Origin of the sequence: Halomonas caseinilytica (genome assembly GCF_001662305.1) — a bacterium.
GTDB lineage: Bacteria > Pseudomonadota > Gammaproteobacteria > Pseudomonadales > Halomonadaceae > Halomonas > Halomonas caseinilytica.
Window position 1 is genome coordinate 73,180 of sequence record NZ_BDEP01000016.1, and the last position, 21,260, is coordinate 94,439.

The window sequence follows — 21,260 nt, forward strand, 5'->3', positions numbered from 1 at the left end:
AAGATGATGGTAGCCACTCGTGGAGACTCGTGGTCACAAGGCGTATAATTTTTGGCCATTGCGGGGAAGTCGCGGCTTCCCAGGCCATCGTCAGCGGAGAGGCCCATGTTCCAGAATCTCAGTGATCGTCTATCCCAGACGCTCAAGTCCATCAAGGGTCAGGCGCGCCTGACCGAAGACAACGTCAAGGACACCCTGCGGGAAGTGCGCCGGGCTTTGCTCGAGGCCGATGTCGCGCTGCCGGTGGTGAAGGCGTTCATCGACCGTGTGCGCGAGCGCGCCGTGGGTCAGGAGGTGTCGAAGAGCCTCTCGCCCGGCCAGCAGTTCGTCAAGATCGTCCAGCAGGAGCTCGAGGCGATCATGGGCGAGGCCAACGAAGGGCTGGCCCTCAAGGGAACGCCGGCCGTAGTGCTGATGGCCGGCCTGCAGGGGGCGGGCAAGACCACCTCGGTGGCCAAGCTGGCGCGCTACCTGCGCGAGCGCGAAAAGAAGAAGGTGCTGGTGGTGTCGGCGGACGTCTATCGCCCGGCGGCCATCGACCAGCTCGAGACGCTGGCCAAGGAGGTCGAGGTCGACTTCTTCCCGTCGAGCAGCGACCAGCAGCCGGTGGACATCGCCGAGGCGGCCATCAAGCACGCCAAGATTCAGTTCCACGACGTGGTACTGGTCGACACCGCCGGTCGCCTGGCCATCGATGAGGCGATGATGGCGGAGATCCAGTCCCTCAACCGTGCCGTGTCGCCGGACGAGACGCTGTTCGTGGTCGATGCCATGACTGGCCAGGATGCCGCCAATACGGCCAAAGCGTTCCATGAGGCACTGCCGCTGACCGGGGTGATCCTCACCAAGGCCGATGGCGATGCCCGTGGCGGCGCGGCCCTGTCGGTGCGACACATCACCGGCAAGCCGATCAAGTTCATGGGGGTCGGCGAGAAGGTCGACGCCTTGGAACCCTTCCACCCCGACCGGGTCGCTTCGCGGATTCTCGGCATGGGCGATGTGCTGTCGCTGATCGAGGAAGCCGAGCGTACCGTCGACAAGGGCAAGGCCGAGAAGCTGGCCAAGAAGGTCAAGAAGGGCGACGGCTTCGACCTCGAGGATTTTCGCGACCAGTTGCAGCAGCTCAAGAAGATGGGCGGCATGGGCGGATTGCTCGGCAAGCTGCCCGGCATGGGGCAGATGGCCGAGATGGCCCAGGGGCCTGGTCCCGAGAAGGAATTCGGCAAGCTCGAGGCGCTGATCAACTCCATGACGCCCAAGGAGCGTCGCCGCCCCGAGATCATCAATGGGTCACGCAAGCGTCGCATCGCCGCCGGTGCCGGCCTCCAGGTGCCCGACCTGAACCGCCTGCTGAAGCAGCACAAGCAGATGCAGAAGATGATGAAGAAGGCCGGCAAGAAAGGTGGCATGCAGAAGATGATGCGTGGCATGCCCGGCATGATGGGCGGGGGGCAAGGCGGCCCCGGTGGCCCGGGCGGCATGGGCGGACCCGGCGGCATGCCCTGGCGCTGAGCGTAGCCGGGTGTGTGCAAAAAGGTTTCCAAGCCGGGGAGATTTCCGTAGAATGTCGCGTCTTCACTGGCAGGTCCGCGTCGATTCGCGGGCATCGTCGTGACCGAACGACTCGGTGGTGGGGATCGAAAGCCCACCGCTGAACCGATTGTCGAAGGGTGAGCCTTCGATCGACAACCTCCTTAACTCAACCGAAGGACAGTCAACGCATGGTTACCATTCGTCTGGCACGTGGTGGCGCCAAGAAGCGTCCCTTCTATCATCTGGCCGTGACCGACTCGCGCAAGCCGCGTGATGGTCGTTTCATCGAGCGTCTGGGCTTCTTCAACCCGGTGGCGCGTGGTCAGGAAGAGCGTCTGCGCATCGACCTGGACCGTATCAGCCACTGGCAGGAACAGGGCGCCCAGCTTTCCGACCGTGTCGCCGAGCTGGTCAAGGAAGCCCGCAAGCAGGCCTGAAGGGCCTGATACGGTCGCATGTCCGATACAGAGTCGACCATGAAGACGCGAGCCGAGCGAGAGTCGCCCCCCGAGCATGTCGTGCTGGGCAAGCTGACCAGCCCGTACGGGGTCAAGGGGTGGCTGAGGGTGTATTCGTACACCAGTCCCATGGAAGGCATCCTCGAATACGATGAGTGGGTGCTGCGCCATGGGGGCGTCGAGTCGCGTTACCGGCTGTCCCAGGGACGTCGGCATGGCAAGGGCCTCGTGGCCCGGCTCGAAGGTGTCGACGGCCGTGATCAAGCCGAGACGCTGGCGGGTGCCGAGATACTGCTGCCCACGGCCGAGTTGCCCGAGCTGCCCGGGGACGACGAGTTCTACTGGTACCAGCTGGAAGGCCTCTCCGTCGTCACGACCGAGGGCGTGGCCCTGGGGCGTGTCGAGTACCTCTTCGAGACAGGCGCCAATGACGTCCTGGTCGTCAGGGGACGCGAAGGCGAGAGCGTCGACGCACGCGAACGCCTGCTGCCCTTTCTGCCCGACGAGGTTGTCCGGGAGGTGGATCTCGAGGCCGGTCGGATGATCGTCGACTGGGATCCGGCGTTTTGAGCCGGAGCGACGCGGCGATGTGGGTCGGTGTCGTCTCCCTGTTTCCCGAGATGTTCGAGGCGCTGACTCGCCAGGGCGTCACGGGGCGGGCCGTGGACAAGGGGCATATCGAGCTGGCGTTCTGGAACCCCCGGGACTACGCCACCGATCGGCACCGCACGGTGGATGATCGTCCCTATGGCGGCGGGCCGGGCATGCTGATGAAGGTCGACACCCTGCGTGCGGCCATTCATGACGCCCGTTCGCAAGCAGAGGCTGCTACCGGCCAGCGGCCGAGGGTGATCTATCTGTCACCCCAGGGGCGCCGCCTCGATCAGCGTGGCGCCCGGGAGCTGGCATCTGGCCCGCCCCTGGTGGTGGTGGCCGGACGCTATGAAGGCATCGATGAGCGGGTGGTGGAAGCCGACATCGATGAGGAATGGTCGATCGGCGACTATGTGCTCAGTGGCGGTGAGCTGCCGGCCATGGTGCTGATCGACGCAGCGGCAAGGTTGGTGCCCGGTGTACTGGGGCATCAGGATTCCGCGCTCGAGGACTCCTTCAACGACGGACTGCTGGATTGCCCGCACTATACCCGTCCCGAGGATGTCGATGGGCGGCGGGTGCCGGACGTGCTGCTCAGCGGCCATCATGGCGCCATACGGCGCTGGCGCCTGAAGCAGTCGCTGGGGCGGACCTGGCTGAGACGTCCCGACCTGCTGGAAGGCAGGACGTTGAACGACGAACAGCAGGCGCTGCTCAAGGAGTTCATCGAGGAATACGCGCTGTCCTCCCGTTAGGGCAGGGCGGAGGTGCAGGACGCGGCCCCGATGCGGGCAGCGGACCTGTGTCACCAACGACGCTCCCGTGCCTCGACTCGCTCGAGCGCCGGGATCACGATTCGCCGGCCATCCATTGCCGGTCCGGCGAGTCACGTAATGTTATCGAGGAGTTGAATGTCATGAGCAGCAAGAACAAGGTGATCCAGGCGCTCGAAGCCGAGCAGATGAACAAGGACGTGCCGGAATTCGCCCCGGGCGATACCGTGGTGGTCCAGGTTCAGGTCAAGGAAGGTAACCGCGAGCGTCTCCAGGCCTTCGAAGGTGTGGTGATCGGCAAGCGCAACCGCGGTCTGAACTCCGCCTTCACCGTGCGCAAGGTCTCTCACGGTGTCGGCGTCGAGCGGACCTTCCAGACTTACAGCCCGCTGGTCGATTCCATCAGTGTCAAGCGCCGCGGCGATGTTCGCCAGGCCAAGCTGTACTATCTCCGCGAGCGCAGCGGCAAGTCTGCTCGCATCAAGGAAAAGCTGGCCTGAAGCCCGCCTACCGGGCATGACGCAGCCGATGGCTAGCGTCCAGCGAGACCCCGTCACCGCGCCTGCGGGGCGGGGTTTTTCATGTCGTGGAACGAGCACCGGCGGTGCGGACGCGCGGAGTTGACGGTATGTCGCCCCACCTCGACGACTCTGCCCTGATCGATGCCTTTCTCGATGGCCTCTGGCTGGAGCGGGGCGCCAGCGACAACACCCTGGCGGCCTACCGTCACGATTTGCAGAGCTGGCGGGCGCAACTCGCCGAGCATGGTGCCACCCTGCTGGCACCACCGCCGAAGGCGCTGGCGGACTGGCTGGAGGCACGTCGCGAAGCGGGCTACAAGCTGCGCAGCAATGCGCGGCTGCTCTCCAGCCTCAGGCGCTTCTACCACTGGGCGTTGAGCGAAGGTCGTATCGAGCATGATCCGCTCGCCGAGGTCAGGCTGCCCAGGGTGACGCCTTCGCTGCCCAATACGCTGGAGGAGAGCGAAGTGGAGCGCCTGCTCGAGGCGCCGGATGTCGACACCGCTCTGGGACTGCGCGACCGTGCCATGCTCGAGGTGCTTTATGGCGCTGGATTGCGGGTCACGGAACTGGTCGGCCTGACCACCGATGCGCTCAATCTCCGCCAGGGCGTGGTGAGAGTGCGTGGCAAGGGCGACAAGGAGCGCCTGGTACCGCTCGGCGAAGAGGCCGTGGACTGGCTCTCGCGCTATCTGCGCGGTGCTCGCGGCGCCCTGATGCGTGACGTGACGCGCCCGGCCCTCTTTCCGGGGCGAGGCGATGCCTGCCTGACACGCCAGGCCTTCTGGTATCGTATCAAGGCACATGCCCGCAGCGCCGGCATCGATCGTTCCTTGTCCCCACACACCCTGCGACATGCTTTCGCTACCCACTTGTTGAATCATGGGGCCAATCTGCGTGTCGTACAGCTGCTGCTGGGTCACAGCGACCTGTCGACCACGCAGATCTATACCCATGTGGCGCAGGTCCGGCTCGAGGCCCTGCACGCCGAACATCATCCCCGAGGCTGAATCATGAAAGTATCGACCCTCTCCCTGGCCGGCGGCCTGCTCGCCGCTACCCTGACACTGCCTTCCCTGGTCTGGGCCGACGTGCCTGAGGCCCTCGAGACGCTCGAGGTATCAGGCCACCGCATGCCGGTAAAGGACGTGCGGGAAACCCCCATGGCGGATATCTACGAGGTGCGCCTGGAGACCGGGGAGACCTTCTATACCAACGCCGAGGGGAATTATTTCCTGGTGGGAGACCTTTACGAGAAGGCCGATACCGGGCTCGTCAATCTGACCGAGAAGGCGCGCAATACCGAGCGTGCCAGCCGGGTGGAAGGCATTCCCGATGACCAGCGCGTGACCTTCCGGGGTACCGAGACGCCTCAGGCCAAGGTCGTGGTGTTCACCGACACGACTTGCCCCTATTGTCAGCGTCTCCATGAGGAAGTGCCGCGTATCAATGAGCTGGGCATCGAGGTGGATTATCTGGCCTTCCCTCGGGGCGGCATGGATTCGCCCGGTGCCCGGGAACTGCAGGAGGTATGGTGTGCCGACAACTCGAGCGAGGCACTGTCCGCCGCCTTCCGTGACGAGTCGCTGGAAAGTGACGCAACCTGCGACAATCCGGTCGAGGAACAGTATCATCTGGGGTTGGAACTCGGTGTGCAGGGCACGCCGGCCATCATCCTGCCCGATGGTCGCCTGGTACCCGGCTATGTGCCGGCGGAACGCCTGGCGGCCATGCTCGGGCTGAAAGACTGATAGAGCCGCGCCGTCGAGCGCCGGCGGCGGAGTTCGCTCCGCCACGCTTGGACACATGTCAGAACAAGGGGAAAGACATTGAAACCGGTGAGAGTGGGAATCTGTGGCCTGGGTACTGTCGGAGGCGGGACCTTCAACGTGCTGACACGCAACGCCGACGAGATCGCCCGTCGGGCGGGGCGGCCCATCGTCATTGAACAGGTGGCCTATCGAAGCCCCAACCCCGAGTGCGACATCACCGGTATCAAGACCACCCAGGATGTCTTCGAGCTGGCCTCCAATCCCGATATCGACGTGGTCGTCGAGCTTATCGGCGGGTATGACGTGGCCCGGGAGCTGGTGCTGACCGCTATCGATAACGGCAAGCACGTGGTCACTGCCAACAAGGCCCTGATCGCGGTGCATGGCAACGAGATCTTCCAGGCTGCCCACGAGAAGGGCGTGATCGTGGCCTTCGAAGCCGCGGTGGCCGGTGGCATTCCGGTCATCAAGTCGCTGCGCGAGGGCCTGGGAGCCAACCGCATCGAGTGGCTGGCCGGTATCATCAACGGGACCGGCAACTACATCCTCACGCACATGCGCGACGAGGGCCGGGCCTTCGAGGATGTGCTGGCCGAGGCGCAGGCGCTGGGATATGCTGAGGCCGACCCGACCTTCGATGTCGAGGGCATCGATGCCGCTCACAAGCTGACCATCCTGGCGTCCATCGCCTATGGTGTGCCCCTACAGTTCGAGAAGGCCTACACCGAGGGTATCTCCCGGGTCACCGCCGAGGACGTCGAGCAGGCTGACAATCTTGGTTATGTCATCAAGCACCTGGGGATCTCCAAGCGCACCGACGCCGGTCTCGAACTGCGGGTTCATCCGACCCTGATTCCCAAGGAACGGCTGCTGGCCAATGTGCACGGTGTGAAGAACGCCATCGCCGTGATGGGCGACGCCGTGGGGCCGACGCTCTACTACGGCGCCGGTGCCGGCGCCGAGCCGACCGCCTCGGCGGTGGTTGCCGATGTGCTCGACGTGGCGCGCGACATCGCGACCGATCACCACTATCGCGTCCCCTATCTAGCCTTCAGCGGCATCGGCGAAGGCGATGATCAGCCGCAGATCATGCCCATGGAGGAGATCGATACCGCCTACTACCTGCGTCTGCTGGCGGTGGATCGCCCTGGCGTGTTGGCTCGGGTGGCGACCATCCTCTCCGAAGAAGGGATCTCCATCGAGGCATTGATCCAGAAGGAAGCCACCGAGGGCGAACTGGTGCCGATCATCCTGTTGACGCACAGCACTCGCGAGAAGCACATGAACGAAGCGATCCGTCGCATCGAGTCAATGGCCGACATCGCCGGCTCGGTGACCCGAATCCGGGTGGAGAGCCTCGACGAGCAGGAATAACCCAAGACGTGAAGAGAGAAGAAAAGAAGAGGGAAGGGGGCGCGGCAACGAGGGAAGCAGACCGCCAAACTGGCCCAGTCCACTGGGGCACCAAGGGCATTCTTCCCCCTGCAAGGTGCACAGCCCCTTTCGCTGCGGCACCGGGATTCGTGGGTCGCACCCTTCGTCAGGCGCATTGTGCCGTTGTTCTCTCTTCCAGCCCGGACAAGGTCCGGGCGCTCTTCCAGCTTCCAGCGGCGCAGCCGCGCTCTTCCTTCTAGCGAGGAAATCGAGCAATGCGTTATATCAGTACCCGCGGGCAGGCGCCCGCGCTTTCCTTCGAGGAGGTCGTGCTGACCGGCATGGCCAGCGACGGCGGGCTCTACGTGCCCGAGACGGTGCCTCAGCTCAGCTACGAGGAGCTGGCCGACATGGCCGGGTGCTCCTACGCCGAGATCGCCTTTCGGGTGATGAAACCCTATGTGGGCGGCGAGATCGATGACGAGACCTTCCGCGGCATCGTCCGTGATGCCTACCGCACCTTCAGCCATGACGCCGTGGTGCCGCTCAACCAGCTCGATGCCAACCACTACCTGCTCGAACTGTTCCATGGCCCGACCCTGGCGTTCAAGGACGTGGCCCTGCAACTGCTCGGGCGGTTGCTGGACCATTTCCTCGCCAAGCGCGGCGAGCGGGCGGTCATCATGGGCGCTACTTCCGGCGATACCGGATCGGCGGCCATCGAGGGATGCCGTCATTGCGACAACCTGGACATCTTCATCCTGCATCCCCATGAGCGGGTCTCCGAGGTGCAGCGTCGCCAGATGACCTCGGTGCTGGCCGACAACGTCTTCAACATCGCCATCGAGGGCAACTTCGACGATGCCCAGGCGATGGTCAAGGCGAGCTTCGCCGATCAGTCCTTCCTGAACGGCACCCGGCTGGTAGCGGTGAACTCGATCAACTGGGCGCGCATCATGGCCCAGATCGTCTACTACGTGGCTTCCGCCGTGGCGCTGGGCGCGCCGCATCGCAAGGTCAGCTTCTGCGTGCCGTCGGCCAATTTCGGCAATGTCTTTGCCGGTTACATGGCGTACCGCATGGGCCTGCCGGTGGAGCGTTTCGTCATTGCCACCAATGCCAACGATATCCTGCATCGCACGCTCGCCGACAACGACTTTTCCAAGCGCGATCTGGTCGCCACCCTGGCGCCCTCCATGGATATCGTGGTGTCGTCCAACTTCGAGCGCCTGCTGTTCGAAGCCTATCAGCGTGATGGCAAGGCCGTGGCCGAGCTGCTCGAGCGCTTCCAGGACGAGCCGACGGCCCTGGCCGAGGCGCCGCTGTCGCGGTTGCGCGAATGTTTCGCCAGTCACAGCGTCGACGATGCGACCATCCTGGAAGTGATTCGCGAAGCGCACCAGCGCACCCAGGAGATCCTCGACCCACATACGGCCACCGGCTACCGCGCCGCCGAGCGCGAGCGCGGCGACGAGAGCGTGCCGATGATCACCCTGGCGACGGCTCACCCGGCCAAGTTTGCCGAGGCGGTAGTCAAGGCCGGCTTCCCCGGCGTGCCCTTGCCGCCGCACATGGAAGACCTGCTGGAGCGCGAGGAGCGTTATACGGTACTGCCGGCGGAGCTTTCCGCGGTGCAGGCGTTCGTTGCCGAGAACCGCCGTTAGTTGGCCCCGCCCGCTCAAGGCTGATCCGTCGACAGGTCTACGAGGGGGCGCTGTGAACTCTTTCTTGGGCGCTACCGATGCCATCCATGGCATCGGACCCCCTCTTCGACCTGTCCCCGGCGCCTCTTGCTAGGCTCGTTCCTGCGGGCCTTCATACTTCCCTCCCCCTTGCGGGGCGACGAGCGCAGCAATAGACCAGTGTTTCCCCTAATCAGAGGAGCCAGGCGTGAACGCCCCTGTCGATCTGCATGAATCCCTCAAACCGCGTATTCTGCCTCGCCCGCGGGATGCCGCCGTGGAGCAGCGCGCCCTGGCCGAGGGGCTGAAGCCGCTGCAGGCGCGGATCCTGGCCGGTCGCCTGGGTGGCTATGAGGGCGAACTGGCGCCACTGGTGGCGCCGAGCCTGCGTTATCTGGCGCATCCCGAACGCCTCCAGGACGGGCGGCGTGCCGCCGAGCGCATTGCCCGGGCGGTGACCGAAGGCGAGCACATCGGCATCCTCACCGACTATGACGTCGACGGCATCACCTCTCATGTGGTGATTCGGCGGACGCTCAACGAGCTGTTCGGCATCCCCGAGAACCGCCTGCACAGTTTGATCGGCCACCGGATTCACGATGGCTACGGCATCAGCCTGCCGTTGGTGGAGCGTACCCTGTCGCTCTCGCCGCGTCCGAGCCTGGTGATCACCGCCGATTGCGGCAGCAGCGACGAACCGCGTATCGCCAGGCTTCGCGAGGCCGGTATCGACGTGGTGGTCAGCGATCACCACGCCCTGCCGACGGAAGGCCCGCCGGCTTCGGCCTTTGCCACCGTGAACCCCACACGCGACGACTGCACCTACCCCGACCCGACCATCGCCGGCTGCATGGTCGCCTGGCTGGTCATGTCGCTGACCCGCAGTGTATTGATCGAATGGGGCGTGCTCGAACCGGCCACCCCGAAGCTGTCGCCCTGGCTCTCCTATGTAGCGCTCGGCACGGTGGCGGACTGTGTCTCGCTGGGTGGCAGTGTGGCCAATCGAGCGGTGGTTGCCCATGGACTGACGCTGATCAATCGCATGGAGGCAGCCTGCTGGCGGACCATGGCCCAGCGGCTGGGGGCCGACAGCGTGCCCTTCGATGCCGAGACGCTGGCCTTCCAGATGGGCCCGAGGATCAATGCCCGTTCCCGGCTCGACGATCCCTATGCGGCGTTGCACTTCATGCTGGCGGTGGATGATGCCACGGCGGCAGGGCACCTGGAGACGCTGGATCAGGACAACCAGTCGCGCAAGAGCATCGAGGCCGAGATGACCGAGCGTGCCCGAGGCTTGGCCATGGCCGAGCTGGAGGCCGGGGCACCGGTTCTGGTGGTGTTGCTCGAGGAAGGCCACCCCGGGGTGCAGGGCATCGTCGCCTCACGACTGGTGCAGGCCTTCGGTCGTCCCGCCTTGGTGCTGACACCGGCCGCACAGCCGGGCATGCTCACCGGCTCCGGGCGCTCCATCGAGGCCCTGCATCTGCGCGATGCCCTGCAGCGTGCCTTCGAGCTGGCGCCGGCCTCGCTGCCGCGTTTCGGCGGGCACCGTGGGGCTGCTGGTGTCGGTGTGCCCCGTGAGGCCTTCGACGATTTTCGCCAAGCGTTGCTGCAGGCGGCCCGCGAGCAGCTCGGCGATACGGAACTGGGCCCGCGTGTCTTCACCGACGGGGAACTCGAAGCCGGTCAACTGGACCTGAAGACGCTCGATGAGATCGAAGCGCTCGGCCCCTATGGGCGAGAGTTCGATGCGCCTCTGTTCGAAGGCGTGCTAAGGGTGGAAAGCCTGCGTACCGTGGGAGCCGACGGCAGTCACCTGATGCTCGAGCTATCCAGTGGCGCCACCAGCGTGCGGGCGATCTGGTTCCGCGCCCTGACGCCGGGCGAGATGCCGGCCTTCGACGCCGGCGACCTGCTGCGCTGCGCCTACAAGCTCAACCGCAACCGCTGGCGGGGGCGGGAGTCTTTGCAACTGGTCATCGAGCATGCGGAGCCCGCCTGAGGAAACACTGATTTATTACTACGCTCGATATCTTGGCTGCCGGCGGTACTCAATATCCTCATTTACTGGCGTGTAAACTCCGGTATCTCCGTTCCGGCAGCAGCCAACCTATCTTCGCTCGCAACATAAATCAGCGCTTCCTTAAGTTGGAAGAGTGGGAATAGAGCTCGGCATTCCGCCTATTGCGTCTTCTTCAAGACGCGCAGCGTCGTACTTCCCTCTTCCCTCTTTTCTCTTCCCCTTTAGTACGTTGGCCAGACGCCGGGGGTGGCCAGTTCCAGCAGGTGGCCGTCCGGGTCGCGGAAGTAGAGGCTCTCGCCGCCCCGGGGCCAGTGCGTGCGCCCCTCGATCTCGATGCCATGACTCGTCAGGCGGCGCTCCCAGTCCTCCAGTGCTTCGGCGCCGATGGCGAAGGCCATGTGCGTGCGCCCGGTGCCGTCGTGGGGCGGAATGGTGCCCATCTCGTCAGGCAGCACGACCGTGTCGCGCGTCGCGCCTTCGAGAAACAGCAGCAGAACGGTGCCGCCGCCAGCATCATAGGCAGTGAAGCGCTGATCGGCGGTGAAGGCCGATAGCCCCATCACTTCCTCGAAGAAGGTCCGGGCCCGGACCATGTCGGTGACATACAGGGCCGTTTCCAGCACACCGTCGAGTCTGGGCATGGCGTTGCCTCCTTCTGGACTCTCTCTCATCAGCCTAGCAGGCCATGGGCTCAGTCCAGCCAGAACCACCAGACGATCAGGGCGATCAGGCCGAGTCCAATGAGATTGATGATCCAGCTCATGATGTCGTCTCCCGAGTGTCGGTCGCATCGCGTGGTGTGAACAGGCGCAGCCGACTGGCGTTGCCGACCACGGTGATCGACGACAGCGACATGGCGGCACCGGCGATCATCGGTGACAACAGGGTGCCGGTGAGCGGGTAGAGCACGCCGGCGGCAATGGGAATGCCGATCAGGTTGTAGCCGAAGGCGCCCATCAGATTCTGGCGGATGTTGCGCAGGGTGGCACGGCTGATCTCGATGGCGGCGACCACGCCGTGCAGCGAGTCACGCATCAGGGTGATGCCGGCGCTCTCGATGGCCACGTCGGTGCCCTGGCCGATGGCGAAGCCGACGTCGGCCAGGGCCAGGGCCGGCGCATCGTTGATGCCGTCACCGACCATGCCGACTCGCTCGCCGTCATCCTGCAGGCGCTGGATCTCGGCATGCTTATCCTCGGGCAGCAGATCGGCGCGGAAGTCATCGATGCCGACTTCCCGGGCGATGGCCTCGGCGGTATGGGCATTGTCGCCGGTGAGCATGACGACCTTGAGACCGTCGGCACGCAGCCGTCGGACCGCGGCCACGCTGTCGTCACGCAAGGGGTCGCTGATACCGAAGATGGCGGTGAGCCGGCCATCGACGGCCAGATGGACGACGCTGCGTGCCTGGCGTTGCAGGCGTTCGGCGATGTCCTGGCCGGCGTCGAGCGCGACGCCCTGGTCCCGCAGCAGTCGGGCGTTGCCGAGCAACAGTTCGCTGCCTTCCGGCGTGCGGGCCGTGACGCCGCCTCCGGTCACTGACTGAAAGTCGTGAATATCCGCAGCCGTGACATTCGCCTGTTCGGCATAGGCCAGAAGAGCGTTGGCCAACGGATGTTCGGAGCCGCGCTCCAGAGCGGCCACCAGGGCGAGTGCCCGTTCGCGATCGCCGTCGAGGATCTCGGCCTCGGTGACCCTGGGCTTGCCTTCGGTCAGCGTGCCGGTCTTGTCGACCACTAGGGTCGTCAGGCGGCTGGCAGCCTGCAGCGCCTCGCCAGTCCGTACCAGAACGCCGTGCTCGGCGGCCTTGCCCACGCCGACCATGGTGGAGATCGGCGTGGCCAGCCCCAGAGCGCAGGGACAGGCGATGATCAGCACCGTGGTGGCGGTGACCAGCATGTGGATGACCCGAGGCTCGGCGCCGAGGTTGAACCAGGCCAGCGCCGTGATCACCGCGACGATCATCACGGCAGGGACGAAGATGCTGGAGATGCGGTCGGCGAGCCGGCCGATGGGCGGCCGCGAGTTCTGGGCGCTGGCCACCTGCTCGGTGATGCGGCCGAGTCGGGTATCGGCGCCGACCCGGGTGGCGCGGTAGACCAGCGAGCCCTTACCATTGACGGTGCCGGCGCTGACCTCGTCGCCGACCGACTTGGCCACCGGCAGGGGCTCGCCGGTGAGCATGGACTCGTCGACATGGCTGGCCCCCTCGCTTACTTCGCCATCCACCGGCAGTCGCTCGCCAGGCCGCACGCGCAGGTGATCGCCCTCGCGTACTGCCTCGATCTCGATCTCGCGTTCCTCGCCGTCGCGAATCACGCGCGCGGTGCGGCTCTGCAGATCGAGCAGGCGTCGCAGCGCCTCGCTGGTGCGACCGCGAGCGCGCAGCTCCAGGGCGTTGCCCAGCAGGACCAGTCCGATGACCATCGCCGAGGCCTCGAAGTAGATGCCACGCGCGGCCTCCGGTAGTGCGCCGGAGAAGGCCACCACCGCCATGGAATACAGCCAGGCGGTACCGGTGCCCATGGCGATGAGGGTGTCCATGTTGGCCTGGCGATGGCGCAGGTTTTTCCAGGCATTGAGGAAGAAGTGGCGCCCGGGGAAGACCATCACGGCCAGCGTCAGCACGCCCACCACCAGCCAGTAGAGGCGGCCGGCTCCGATCGGCTGGGGGTGGAAGACGAACATGCTGGCCATCAGCGGCACGGCCAGCGCCAGGGACCAGGCCGCGCCACGCATCAGGCGACGGTACTCGGCACCATCCCGTTCGGCGCGAGTTCGCTCGGCTTCGCGCATGTCGAGCACGGGCTCGGCGCCATACCCGACGCCCTCCACGGCGCCGACCAGCGCATCGAAGTCGGCGTTGCCTTGCACCTGGGCCGTGTGGGTGCCGAAGTTGACGCTGGCCTCGGTGACGCCCGGCACGTTTTCCAGTGCTCCCTGGACGGTTCGCACGCAACTGGCGCAGGTCATGCCGGAAATCGAGAGTCGCCGGGCATGGCCCGTGTCCGTTGCCGCATCGTGTGTCGACGGTGCCGGGGTGTCGGGCGCCGGTGCGTGTTCGTCGGTAGCCGGGCCGGGCGGATAACCGGCCTCGTCCAGGGTCGCATCCAGCGCGTCGCCGGCCAGGGAGGTGGTGACCGTCAGGCGCTTGTCGGCAGGTTCGCCGATCACCTCGGCCTCGGCGTCACGGGCCTGGATGGCGCGTCGCATGCGGCTAACGCAGCCCTGGCAACTCATGCCAGGAATCAGGCGCTCATACCGGGTGCTCATGACGAGGTCTCCTGGCGGGATGAAGTGGAGCCATTCTCGGACTCGAGTGACGCGGGGAAGCTTTCGATCAGCCGACACAGGCTATGGCCATCGGGCGTGCCATCGGGCATGTCGGCCCAGGCGTCCAGCGCCTGTTCCATGCGCGAGGCCAGCGCTTCGAGCTCGCGGATGCGGGCGCGGATCTCCGGGAGTCGCTCGGCCATCAGGTCTCGTACCAGTGGACAGGGCGAGTCCCCATGATCAGCGTGTTCGAGAATCTGGCGAATCTCGGCCACGCTGAAGCCGAGGGTCCGAGACCGCTGAATGAAGCTCAGGCGCTCCAGGTCGGTGCCGTCGTAGCGTTGGTAGCCGTTGTCAGGGTCGCGCTCGGGGGCGAGCAGCCCTTCGCGGGTGTAGTGGCGCACGGTTTCGGCGGTAACGCCGGCTCGACGTGCCAGTTCACTGACTTTCATGATGTCCTCAACGACGTGATGACGATGTCGGCAGTTTAAAACCTTTGTGTAACACATGGGTCAAGGTGGCGTGATGAGTCGATATCGCCAGCTCCGGAACGTTTGCGTAACCGGTTGAAAAGGCAAGAGGTCAAATGGACGTATGACTAAAGTATGAGCGTATTTCGAGTTAAAACGAACGTTTGCACTTGATTGCCGGGAGGAATTTCGCAAACACTGAAGCCACGTGACCGCCCCGCGGCTAGCGAGATAACAATCACCCATCACGACTAGGGATGTCTGCTCATGCAAAACCAGCTCAACAAGCTCACCGTCGCCGTGACCTTGGCGTCCGCCGTCCTGGCGTCCAGTCAGGCTGCTGCTTCGGGCTTCCAGGTTCGTGAACAGAGCGCCAAGGCGCTGGGCAACGCCATGGCCGGGGCGGCAGCCGGTGCCGAGGATGTCAGTTACATGACCTTCAACCCGGCGGCCATCGGCAACGTGGAGGGAACCCAGGTGGCCGGCGGCATTTCCTACATCGACGCCAACTTCGAGTTGACGGATGCGTCGGCGAGTCCCGCCGGACTACCAGTGAGCTATGACCGTGGTGGCTCTCGCGAAGGGGGCGAAGAGGCCTGGGTACCGAGCTTCGCCTTCAAGACGCGGCTCGATGACCGGTTCGATCTCGGTCTGGCGGTGTCGGCACCGTACGGGCTCTCGACGGAATACGACAAGGACTGGATCGGCCGCTATCATGCCATTGAGACCGATCTCACGACCATCGATATCCAGCCGACGCTGAATTATCGCGCCACGGACCGTCTCAATCTCGCCGTGGGGCTGCGGGCCCAGTATGCCGATGCGACGCTGTCCAATGCGATTGACCTCGGTGGGGTCGGGGCGAGTGCTGGCCTGTTGCCACCTTCTGCGATCGGCAATGCTGACGGCAAGGCCGAGGTGACCGGCGACGACTGGGGCTACGGCTACACTCTGGGGGCGCTGTTCCAGGCGACCGACCGCACCCGGCTGGGGATCAGCTACCGCTCCGAGGTGGACCTGACGCTGGACGGCGATGTCAATTACAGCGCCGACAATGCCACCGGCCGGCAGGTCCTGGCGGGAGCCCAGGCCATGGGGCAGTTGCAGGACGGTGGCGGCTCGGCGGATCTGACCACGCCGGCCAACCTCAACCTCGGTGTCTACCACCAGTTGACCGACCGTCTCGCCCTGATGGCCAATGCCGAGTGGACCGAGTGGAGCAGCTTCGATGAGCTCACCGTCGAGTTCGACAGTGGCGGCCAGAGCACCACGACCGAGAACTGGGACGATACCTGGGCCTTCTCGGTAGGCGCCAACTACCAGCTCAATCGGGAATGGATGCTGCGTGCCGGCCTGGGGGTCGACGAGTCACCGGTGCCGGACAGTGAGCACCGTACGCCGCGCGTACCGGATGCCGACCGTCAGTGGGCGACGCTCGGTGCGACCTGGATGCCGACGCCCGACCTGGGGGTAACGGCCGGCTACATGCGAGTGTTCGGTGATGATGGCGACATCGACCAGTCCGGAGCCAAGGCCGAGAACGCCAGTCGTGGCGACCTTTCCGGGACCTATGAAGTCGACGCCAACGTCTTCGCGCTCTCGGTGGATTATCGCTTCTGACGCCAGGATGGCGCGATCTTCGCGCTGCGTGGCAACGACGGGACCCGGCCTTGGCCGGGTCCCGTCGTTTCGCTCCCGACAACGTTCGAGAGCAGGCCGGGCACGCGCCCGGCCTGGGAGACGGCTTGATGCTCAGAAGTTGTAGCGCACCAGCAGGTTCGTCTCGTCATTGTCGATGTCGCTCGCGCCGTCGGCGTCGACGGAGTCGTCGAACTTGCGCTCCAGGGCGATGATCAGGTTCTCATCGAAGGTCAGCCAGGCCGCGCCGGCCAGGTAGAAGGCGCTGCGTGCCTCGGAGGCGCTGTCCTCCAGGCGATTGAACCCGGTATAGAGCTGCACCTTGCCGGGTACCTGGCCCTTGAGGTTGTACAGTGCCACCCCCTCGACGCCACGGGCTTCATCGACGATGCCGTCGGTGGTGTCGACGCCGCTGAAGTTGCCCTCGCGAATCAGGTTGTCGTAGCGACCGCCGGTCAGCGCAAAGTACCAGTTGCCCGGTGTCCAGCGTGCAGCGAGCAGGCCGGCATCGACATTCTGCTGGCGCTTGCCGCCGCCGGCGGTCTTGCCGTCGATGGCGCTGTGCGTGTAGGTCGCGCCCAGCGACAGGTCCTCGGTCGGCTGCCAGACCACGGCCCCCTGGGCGGTATAGTCGCGCTCTAAACCGGTCAGGTTGCCGGTATAGCCGGCCCCGGTCGGCACATCGTCGCGGGAGGTCTGGTAGAGCACCCCGAGGCTCCAGTCGCCCCAGGTATTCTTGTAGGACACCGCATTGTCGGGTCGGCCATTGCCTTCGAAGCCGCCGTCGCCGAAGGCGCCGTTGAAGCTTCCCTGGGCGGTGGCGCCGTTGTACCAGAACCAGTCGGTCCAGTAGGCGACCATGTCGTACCACAGCGAATACTGCTTGCCGATCAGCAGCGTGCCGTAGTCGTCGTGGCGGACGCCGGCATAGAGCATGCGCTTGTAATGGCCGTCATCGCCGTGCTCGAAGAAAGGATCGAAGCCCCATTCGGCGCGTGCCACGGATGACCAGCCGTGTTCGAACTCATGCTCGTGGATGAGACGAATCCGCGAGCCGGCGTTGGTCGGATCGTGGTCATCATCGATGTGGTCGACGAAGCTGCTGCCGGCCGCGATACGACCGCTGATGGTGAGCTTGTCCTGGTCGGTCTCGTAGGCCGTGAAGGCCAGTGCCTGCTGGGTGGCGAGGCTGGCGCCGATGGCGACGACCAGCCCGGTCAGCTTGTAGTGATGGAACATGCCAAACCTTTTGGGTTGTTGTGTTTCTTGTGAATCCGCGGATGGCGGAGCGGCTCGTTGGCGGTCGGATCGACCGGCATCGAGCGAAAGACTGCCGCGTGCGTCACGGGGGAACGCCAGTCGTGATCATGCGGTGCTGCATGAGCGGTCTCCTTTTCGGGTGAATGAAGGGCAGAGCCCTGTCGTATGGCCGCAGTCGCCCTGGCGGACGCCAAAGGGCGTCCGCGGCCGGAGAGAAGCAGTGGTGTCCGTCGCCCGTCAGGCGGCGTCGTCGACGAAGGCCGCCCGCATCAGTTCCCGGGTATAGGCGTCGCGCGGGTTGGCGAAGATGTCCTCGGTCGGCCCCTGTTCGACGACCTGACCCGATTTCATCACCATCACGGTGTCGGCCAGGGCGCGCACCACGGCGAGGTCGTGGCTGATGAACAGATAGGTCAGGCCGTATTTCGCCTGGAGGTTGCGCAACAGCTCGATCACCGTGACTTGCACGGAACGATCGAGTGCCGAGGTGGGTTCATCGAGCAGCAGGAATTCGGGCTTGAGCACCAGGGCGCGAGCGATGGCGATGCGCTGTCGCTGGCCCCCGGAGAACTCGTGGGGATAGCGCTGGCGCATGGCCGGGTCGAGGGCGACTTCCTCGAGGGCCTCGATGACCCGGCGCTCGCGTTGGCGCCGATCGAGTTCCGGGTGATGGACGCGCAGCCCTTCGCTGATGACCTCGCCGACGGTCAGGCGCGGCGAGAGCGAGCCGAAGGGGTCCTGGAAGACGACCTGCAGGCGCGAACGCAGCGGGCGCATGCCGGTGCCATCCAGGGCGGAAAGGTCGCTGTCGTCGAAGCGGATGTTGCCGCTGCTCTTGAGCAGGCGTAGCAGGGCGCGGCCGAGCGTCGACTTGCCGGAGCCGGATTCGCCGACCACCCCGACGGTCTGGCCACGCCGGATGGTCAGGTCGATGCCGCGCACCGCCTCGAAGTACGAACTGGGGCGGAACAGACGCTTCTTGAGGGCGAAGCGCACCCGCAGATCTCGCGCTTCCAGCAGGACCGGTGCGCTGGCCTCGACCGAAGACTTGCCGCCGCGCGGTTCGGCGTCGATCAGCATGCGGGTGTAGTCATGGCGAGGGTTGGCGAAGACCTCGGCGGTGCTGCCGCGTTCGACCATCTCGCCACGGCGCATCACGCAGACCCGGTCGGCGAAATGCCGCACGATGCCCAGGTCATGCGTGATGAACAGGATCGCCATGCCATAGCGGGCCTGTAATGACTTGAGCAGCTGCAGGATCTGCGCCTGGACCGTGACATCCAGGGCCGTGGTGGGTTCGTCGGCGATCAACAGTTCCGGCTCGCAGGCCAGTGCCATGGCGATCATCGCCCGCTGGCGCTGGCCGCCGGACAGTTCGTGCGGGTAGCTGTCGATGCGCCGCTCGGGCTCGGGAATGCCGACCTGTTCCAGCAGCTCGATGGCCCGGGTGCGGGCTGCTCGACCCTTGGCCTTGTTGTGACGGGTCAAGACCTCGATGATCTGGGCACCGATGCGGTGCAGCGGATTGAGCGAGGTCATCGGCTCCTGGAAGATCATCGAGATGGCATTGCCGCGGATGCGCCGCATGCGACGCGGGGTGGCGGCCAGAAGATCCTCGCCATGGAAACGGATCGCGCCATGGGTCCGGGCCAAGTCGGGCAGCAGGCGCATGGTGGCGGTGGAGGAGACCGACTTGCCGGAGCCGGATTCGCCGACCAGGGCGACCGTTTCGCCGGCACGGATGTCGAAGCTCACTCCCTTGACCGCGGCGACGGTACCATCGGGGAGTTGGAAGTCGACGCTCAGGTTGTCGATCTCGAGCAGTGGGGTTGTCATCTTTCACTCCTGGTATCGCTCATGTGCGTGACATGGGAGTGCCGATTTATGTTGCGAGCGAAGAGAGGTTGGTTGCCGCCGGCGCGCAGCAACCGGAGTTGACAGTGTGCTCAATGAGGATTGTGAGCACCGCCGGTGACCAAGATCTCGAGCGCAGTAATAAATCGGTGCTTCCATCAGCGGGTCTTGGGGTCCAGGGCGTCGCGCAATCCATCGCCCAGGAAGTTGAGACAGAACAGCGTCGCCGCCAGGAACACCGAGGGCACCAGCAGCATCCAGGGAGCGCTCTGCATCATGTCGGTGCCTTCGGAGATCAGCACGCCCCAGCTGGTCAGCGGTTCCTGCACGCCGAGGCCGAGAAACGACAGGAAACTCTCGAGCAGGATGACCTTGGGCACGGTCAGGGTGACGTAGACAATCACCGGGCCGATGGCGTTGGGAATCAGGTGGCGAGTGACGATCCGGGAGTCGCGCACGCCCAGGGCGTGGGCCGCCTCGACGAACTCGCGCTGCTTGAGCGCCAGGGTCTGGCCGCGCACGATGCGAGCCATGTCCAGCCATTCCACGGCGCCGATGGCGGCGTAGATCAGCAGGATGTTACGGCCGAACACCACCATCAGCAGGATCACCAGGAACATGAAGGGCAGCGAGTACATGATGTCGACGAAGCGCATCATCACGTTGTCCACCCGGCCGCCGAGATAGCCGGAGATGGCGCCGTACAGCACGCCGATCACCAGGCTGACGAGACTGGCCACCAAGGCCACCGAGAGCGATACCCGGCCGCCGTACAGGGTGCGGGTGAGCAGGTCGCGGCCATTGGCGTCGGTGCCGAGGAAGTGTCCGCCCTCCAGGCTCGGCGGAGCATTGAAGGCGTTCCAGTCGACCTCCGCCAGCCCCCAGGGCAGGACATAAGGACCGAACAGGCAGATCAAGGTGATCACGATCAGCATCACCAGGCTGACCATGGCCGCACGGTTCTGCTTGAGGCGCCGCCAGGCATCGCGCGTCAGGCTTTCGCCGGCAGCCGGCGCTGCATCCGGTCGGAGGTCATCGACCGCGACATGGCGGTCGCCGTCGTGGGTAAGGGGTTCTGTGGTCATGGCTATCCGCTCCCTGCGGTCAGTCGTCATGGCGGATCTGCGGATCCAGCGCGGAATAGATCAGGTCGACGAGCAGGTTCATCAGCACGATCAGCGCGCCGTAGAACACGACCGTGCCCATCACCAGGGTGTAATCGCGGTTGAGCGCGCCCTGCACGAAGTAGCGACCGATGCCGGGGATGCCGAAGATCTGCTCGATGACCACCGAGCCGGTGATGATCCCGGCGACGGCTGGGCCAAGATAGGAGGTCACCGGCAGCAATGCCGGGCGCAGTGCGTGACGCCAGATGACCTGGGACTCGGCCAGCCCCTTGGCCCGCGCGGTGCGGATGTAGTGGCTGCCCAGCACCTCGATCATGCTGGCGCGCATCATCCGCGCGATGTAGGCGATCTGCTGGATCGACAGAGCGATGACCGGCAGCACCAGGTTGGGCAGGGCACCGCCGTTCCAGCCGCCGGCCGGCAGCCAGGCCAGCAGCACGCCGAACACCAGCGCCAGGATCGGGGCGATGACGAAGTTGGGGATCGCGATACCGGCCAGCGCCGTGCCCATCACCAGGTAGTCGATGGTCGAGTTGCGCTTGAGCGCGGCGATCACGCCCAGCGGCAGGCCGAGCAGCAGGGCCAGCAGGATCGCCAGCCCGCCGATCTCCAGGCTGACCGGGAAGCCCTGCATGATCAGCTCGGTGACCGAGAAGTCCTTGTACTTGAAGGAGGGGCCGAAGTCGCCCTGCAGCAGGTTGCCCATGTAGCGCAGGTACTGCATCGGCAGGGGCTCGTCCAGATGATAGGCAGCCATCAGGTTGGCCTCGATCTCCGGCGGCAAGGCGCGCTCGCCGTCGAAGGGGCCGCCGGGGGCGATGCGCATCAGAAAGAACGAGATGGTGATCACGATCAGCATCGTGGGAATGGCCTGCAGCAGCCGTTTCAGCGTATAGCTCAGCATGACG

Annotated in this window: 18 protein-coding genes; 11 read left to right on the top strand and 7 right to left on the bottom strand. The window is 65.2% G+C overall.

Annotated elements, in window-relative coordinates; translation table 11 throughout:
• Positions 1-105 precede the first annotated feature (105 nt).
• The 10 genes from ffh (at position 106) to A9O65_RS10415 (ending at position 10,709) form a co-directional block, all read left to right on the top strand.
• Positions 106-1,512, top strand: a complete 1,407-nt coding sequence (gene ffh, locus A9O65_RS10370) for a signal recognition particle protein (protein ID WP_064699707.1) — start codon at positions 106-108, stop codon at positions 1,510-1,512.
• Between the two features lie 209 nt (positions 1,513-1,721).
• Entirely contained in the window at positions 1,722-1,970 is a 249-nt protein-coding gene (gene rpsP, locus A9O65_RS10375; RefSeq protein WP_064699706.1) for a 30S ribosomal protein S16, read from the top strand.
• A gap of 39 nt (positions 1,971-2,009) precedes the next feature.
• Positions 2,010-2,561 (top strand): ribosome maturation factor RimM, encoded by a 552-nt coding sequence (gene rimM, locus A9O65_RS10380; RefSeq protein WP_064702090.1) that lies wholly within the window; start codon positions 2,010-2,012, stop codon positions 2,559-2,561.
• A 17-nt stretch (positions 2,562-2,578) separates the two neighbouring features.
• Entirely contained in the window at positions 2,579-3,340 is a 762-nt protein-coding gene (gene trmD / locus A9O65_RS10385; protein ID WP_064699704.1) for a tRNA (guanosine(37)-N1)-methyltransferase TrmD, read from the top strand.
• A 161-nt stretch (positions 3,341-3,501) separates the two neighbouring features.
• Positions 3,502-3,858 carry a 50S ribosomal protein L19 gene (gene rplS / locus A9O65_RS10390; RefSeq protein ID WP_013333616.1) on the top strand — a complete coding sequence of 119 codons (357 nt, stop codon included), beginning with the start codon at positions 3,502-3,504 and terminating at the stop codon, positions 3,856-3,858.
• Positions 3,859-3,986: 128 nt separating this feature from the next.
• Complete coding sequence (gene xerD, locus A9O65_RS10395; RefSeq protein WP_064699703.1) at positions 3,987-4,889, top strand: site-specific tyrosine recombinase XerD; 903 nt, start codon at positions 3,987-3,989, stop codon at positions 4,887-4,889.
• A 3-nt stretch (positions 4,890-4,892) separates the two neighbouring features.
• On the top strand, positions 4,893-5,630 hold the full coding sequence (locus A9O65_RS10400; RefSeq protein WP_064699702.1) for a DsbC family protein: 738 nt from the start codon (positions 4,893-4,895) through the stop codon (positions 5,628-5,630).
• 78 nt (positions 5,631-5,708) lie between these two features.
• Entirely contained in the window at positions 5,709-7,025 is a 1,317-nt protein-coding gene (locus A9O65_RS10405) for a homoserine dehydrogenase (RefSeq protein ID WP_064699701.1), read from the top strand.
• A 275-nt stretch (positions 7,026-7,300) separates the two neighbouring features.
• Positions 7,301-8,689 carry a threonine synthase gene (gene thrC, locus A9O65_RS10410; RefSeq protein ID WP_064699700.1) on the top strand — a complete coding sequence of 463 codons (1,389 nt, stop codon included), beginning with the start codon at positions 7,301-7,303 and terminating at the stop codon, positions 8,687-8,689.
• 226 nt (positions 8,690-8,915) lie between these two features.
• Positions 8,916-10,709: a single-stranded-DNA-specific exonuclease RecJ gene (locus tag A9O65_RS10415; protein ID WP_064702091.1), complete on the top strand. Its 1,794-nt coding sequence runs from the start codon at positions 8,916-8,918 to the stop codon at positions 10,707-10,709.
• A gap of 242 nt (positions 10,710-10,951) precedes the next feature.
• Here A9O65_RS10415 and A9O65_RS10420 read toward each other — a convergent pair whose 3' ends face one another.
• The 3 genes from A9O65_RS10420 to A9O65_RS10430 all read right to left on the bottom strand — a co-directional run bounded on the left by A9O65_RS10420 (position 10,952) and on the right by A9O65_RS10430 (position 14,455).
• On the bottom strand, positions 10,952-11,371 hold the full coding sequence (locus tag A9O65_RS10420; RefSeq protein ID WP_064699698.1) for a VOC family protein: 420 nt from the start codon (positions 11,369-11,371) through the stop codon (positions 10,952-10,954).
• A gap of 118 nt (positions 11,372-11,489) precedes the next feature.
• The gene (locus A9O65_RS10425; protein ID WP_064702092.1) at positions 11,490-14,003 is read right to left on the bottom strand and encodes a heavy metal translocating P-type ATPase; all 2,514 of its coding nucleotides are present in this window, start codon (positions 14,001-14,003) and stop codon (positions 11,490-11,492) included.
• The gene (locus A9O65_RS10430) at positions 14,000-14,455 is read right to left on the bottom strand and encodes a MerR family transcriptional regulator (RefSeq protein WP_064702093.1); all 456 of its coding nucleotides are present in this window, start codon (positions 14,453-14,455) and stop codon (positions 14,000-14,002) included. Before A9O65_RS10430 ends, A9O65_RS10425 begins: the two co-directional genes overlap by 4 nt.
• Before the next feature lie 285 nt (positions 14,456-14,740).
• Here A9O65_RS10430 and A9O65_RS10435 point away from each other — a divergent pair, with 285 nt between their 5' ends.
• Positions 14,741-16,093, top strand: a complete 1,353-nt coding sequence (locus tag A9O65_RS10435) for an OmpP1/FadL family transporter (RefSeq protein ID WP_064699695.1) — start codon at positions 14,741-14,743, stop codon at positions 16,091-16,093.
• 132 nt (positions 16,094-16,225) lie between these two features.
• Here A9O65_RS10435 and A9O65_RS10440 read toward each other — a convergent pair whose 3' ends face one another.
• The 4 genes from A9O65_RS10440 to oppB all read right to left on the bottom strand — a co-directional run bounded on the left by A9O65_RS10440 (position 16,226) and on the right by oppB (position 21,256).
• Positions 16,226-17,350 carry a porin gene (locus tag A9O65_RS10440; RefSeq protein ID WP_064702094.1) on the bottom strand — a complete coding sequence of 375 codons (1,125 nt, stop codon included), beginning with the start codon at positions 17,348-17,350 and terminating at the stop codon, positions 16,226-16,228.
• 258 nt (positions 17,351-17,608) lie between these two features.
• On the bottom strand, positions 17,609-19,207 hold the full coding sequence (locus tag A9O65_RS10445) for an ABC transporter ATP-binding protein (protein WP_064702095.1): 1,599 nt from the start codon (positions 19,205-19,207) through the stop codon (positions 17,609-17,611).
• Positions 19,208-19,383: 176 nt separating this feature from the next.
• Complete coding sequence (locus A9O65_RS10450) at positions 19,384-20,310, bottom strand: ABC transporter permease (RefSeq protein WP_064699692.1); 927 nt, start codon at positions 20,308-20,310, stop codon at positions 19,384-19,386.
• Between the two features lie 19 nt (positions 20,311-20,329).
• Complete coding sequence (oppB, locus tag A9O65_RS10455; protein WP_013333603.1) at positions 20,330-21,256, bottom strand: oligopeptide ABC transporter permease OppB; 927 nt, start codon at positions 21,254-21,256, stop codon at positions 20,330-20,332.
• Between the last annotated feature and the right edge of the window lie 4 nt (positions 21,257-21,260).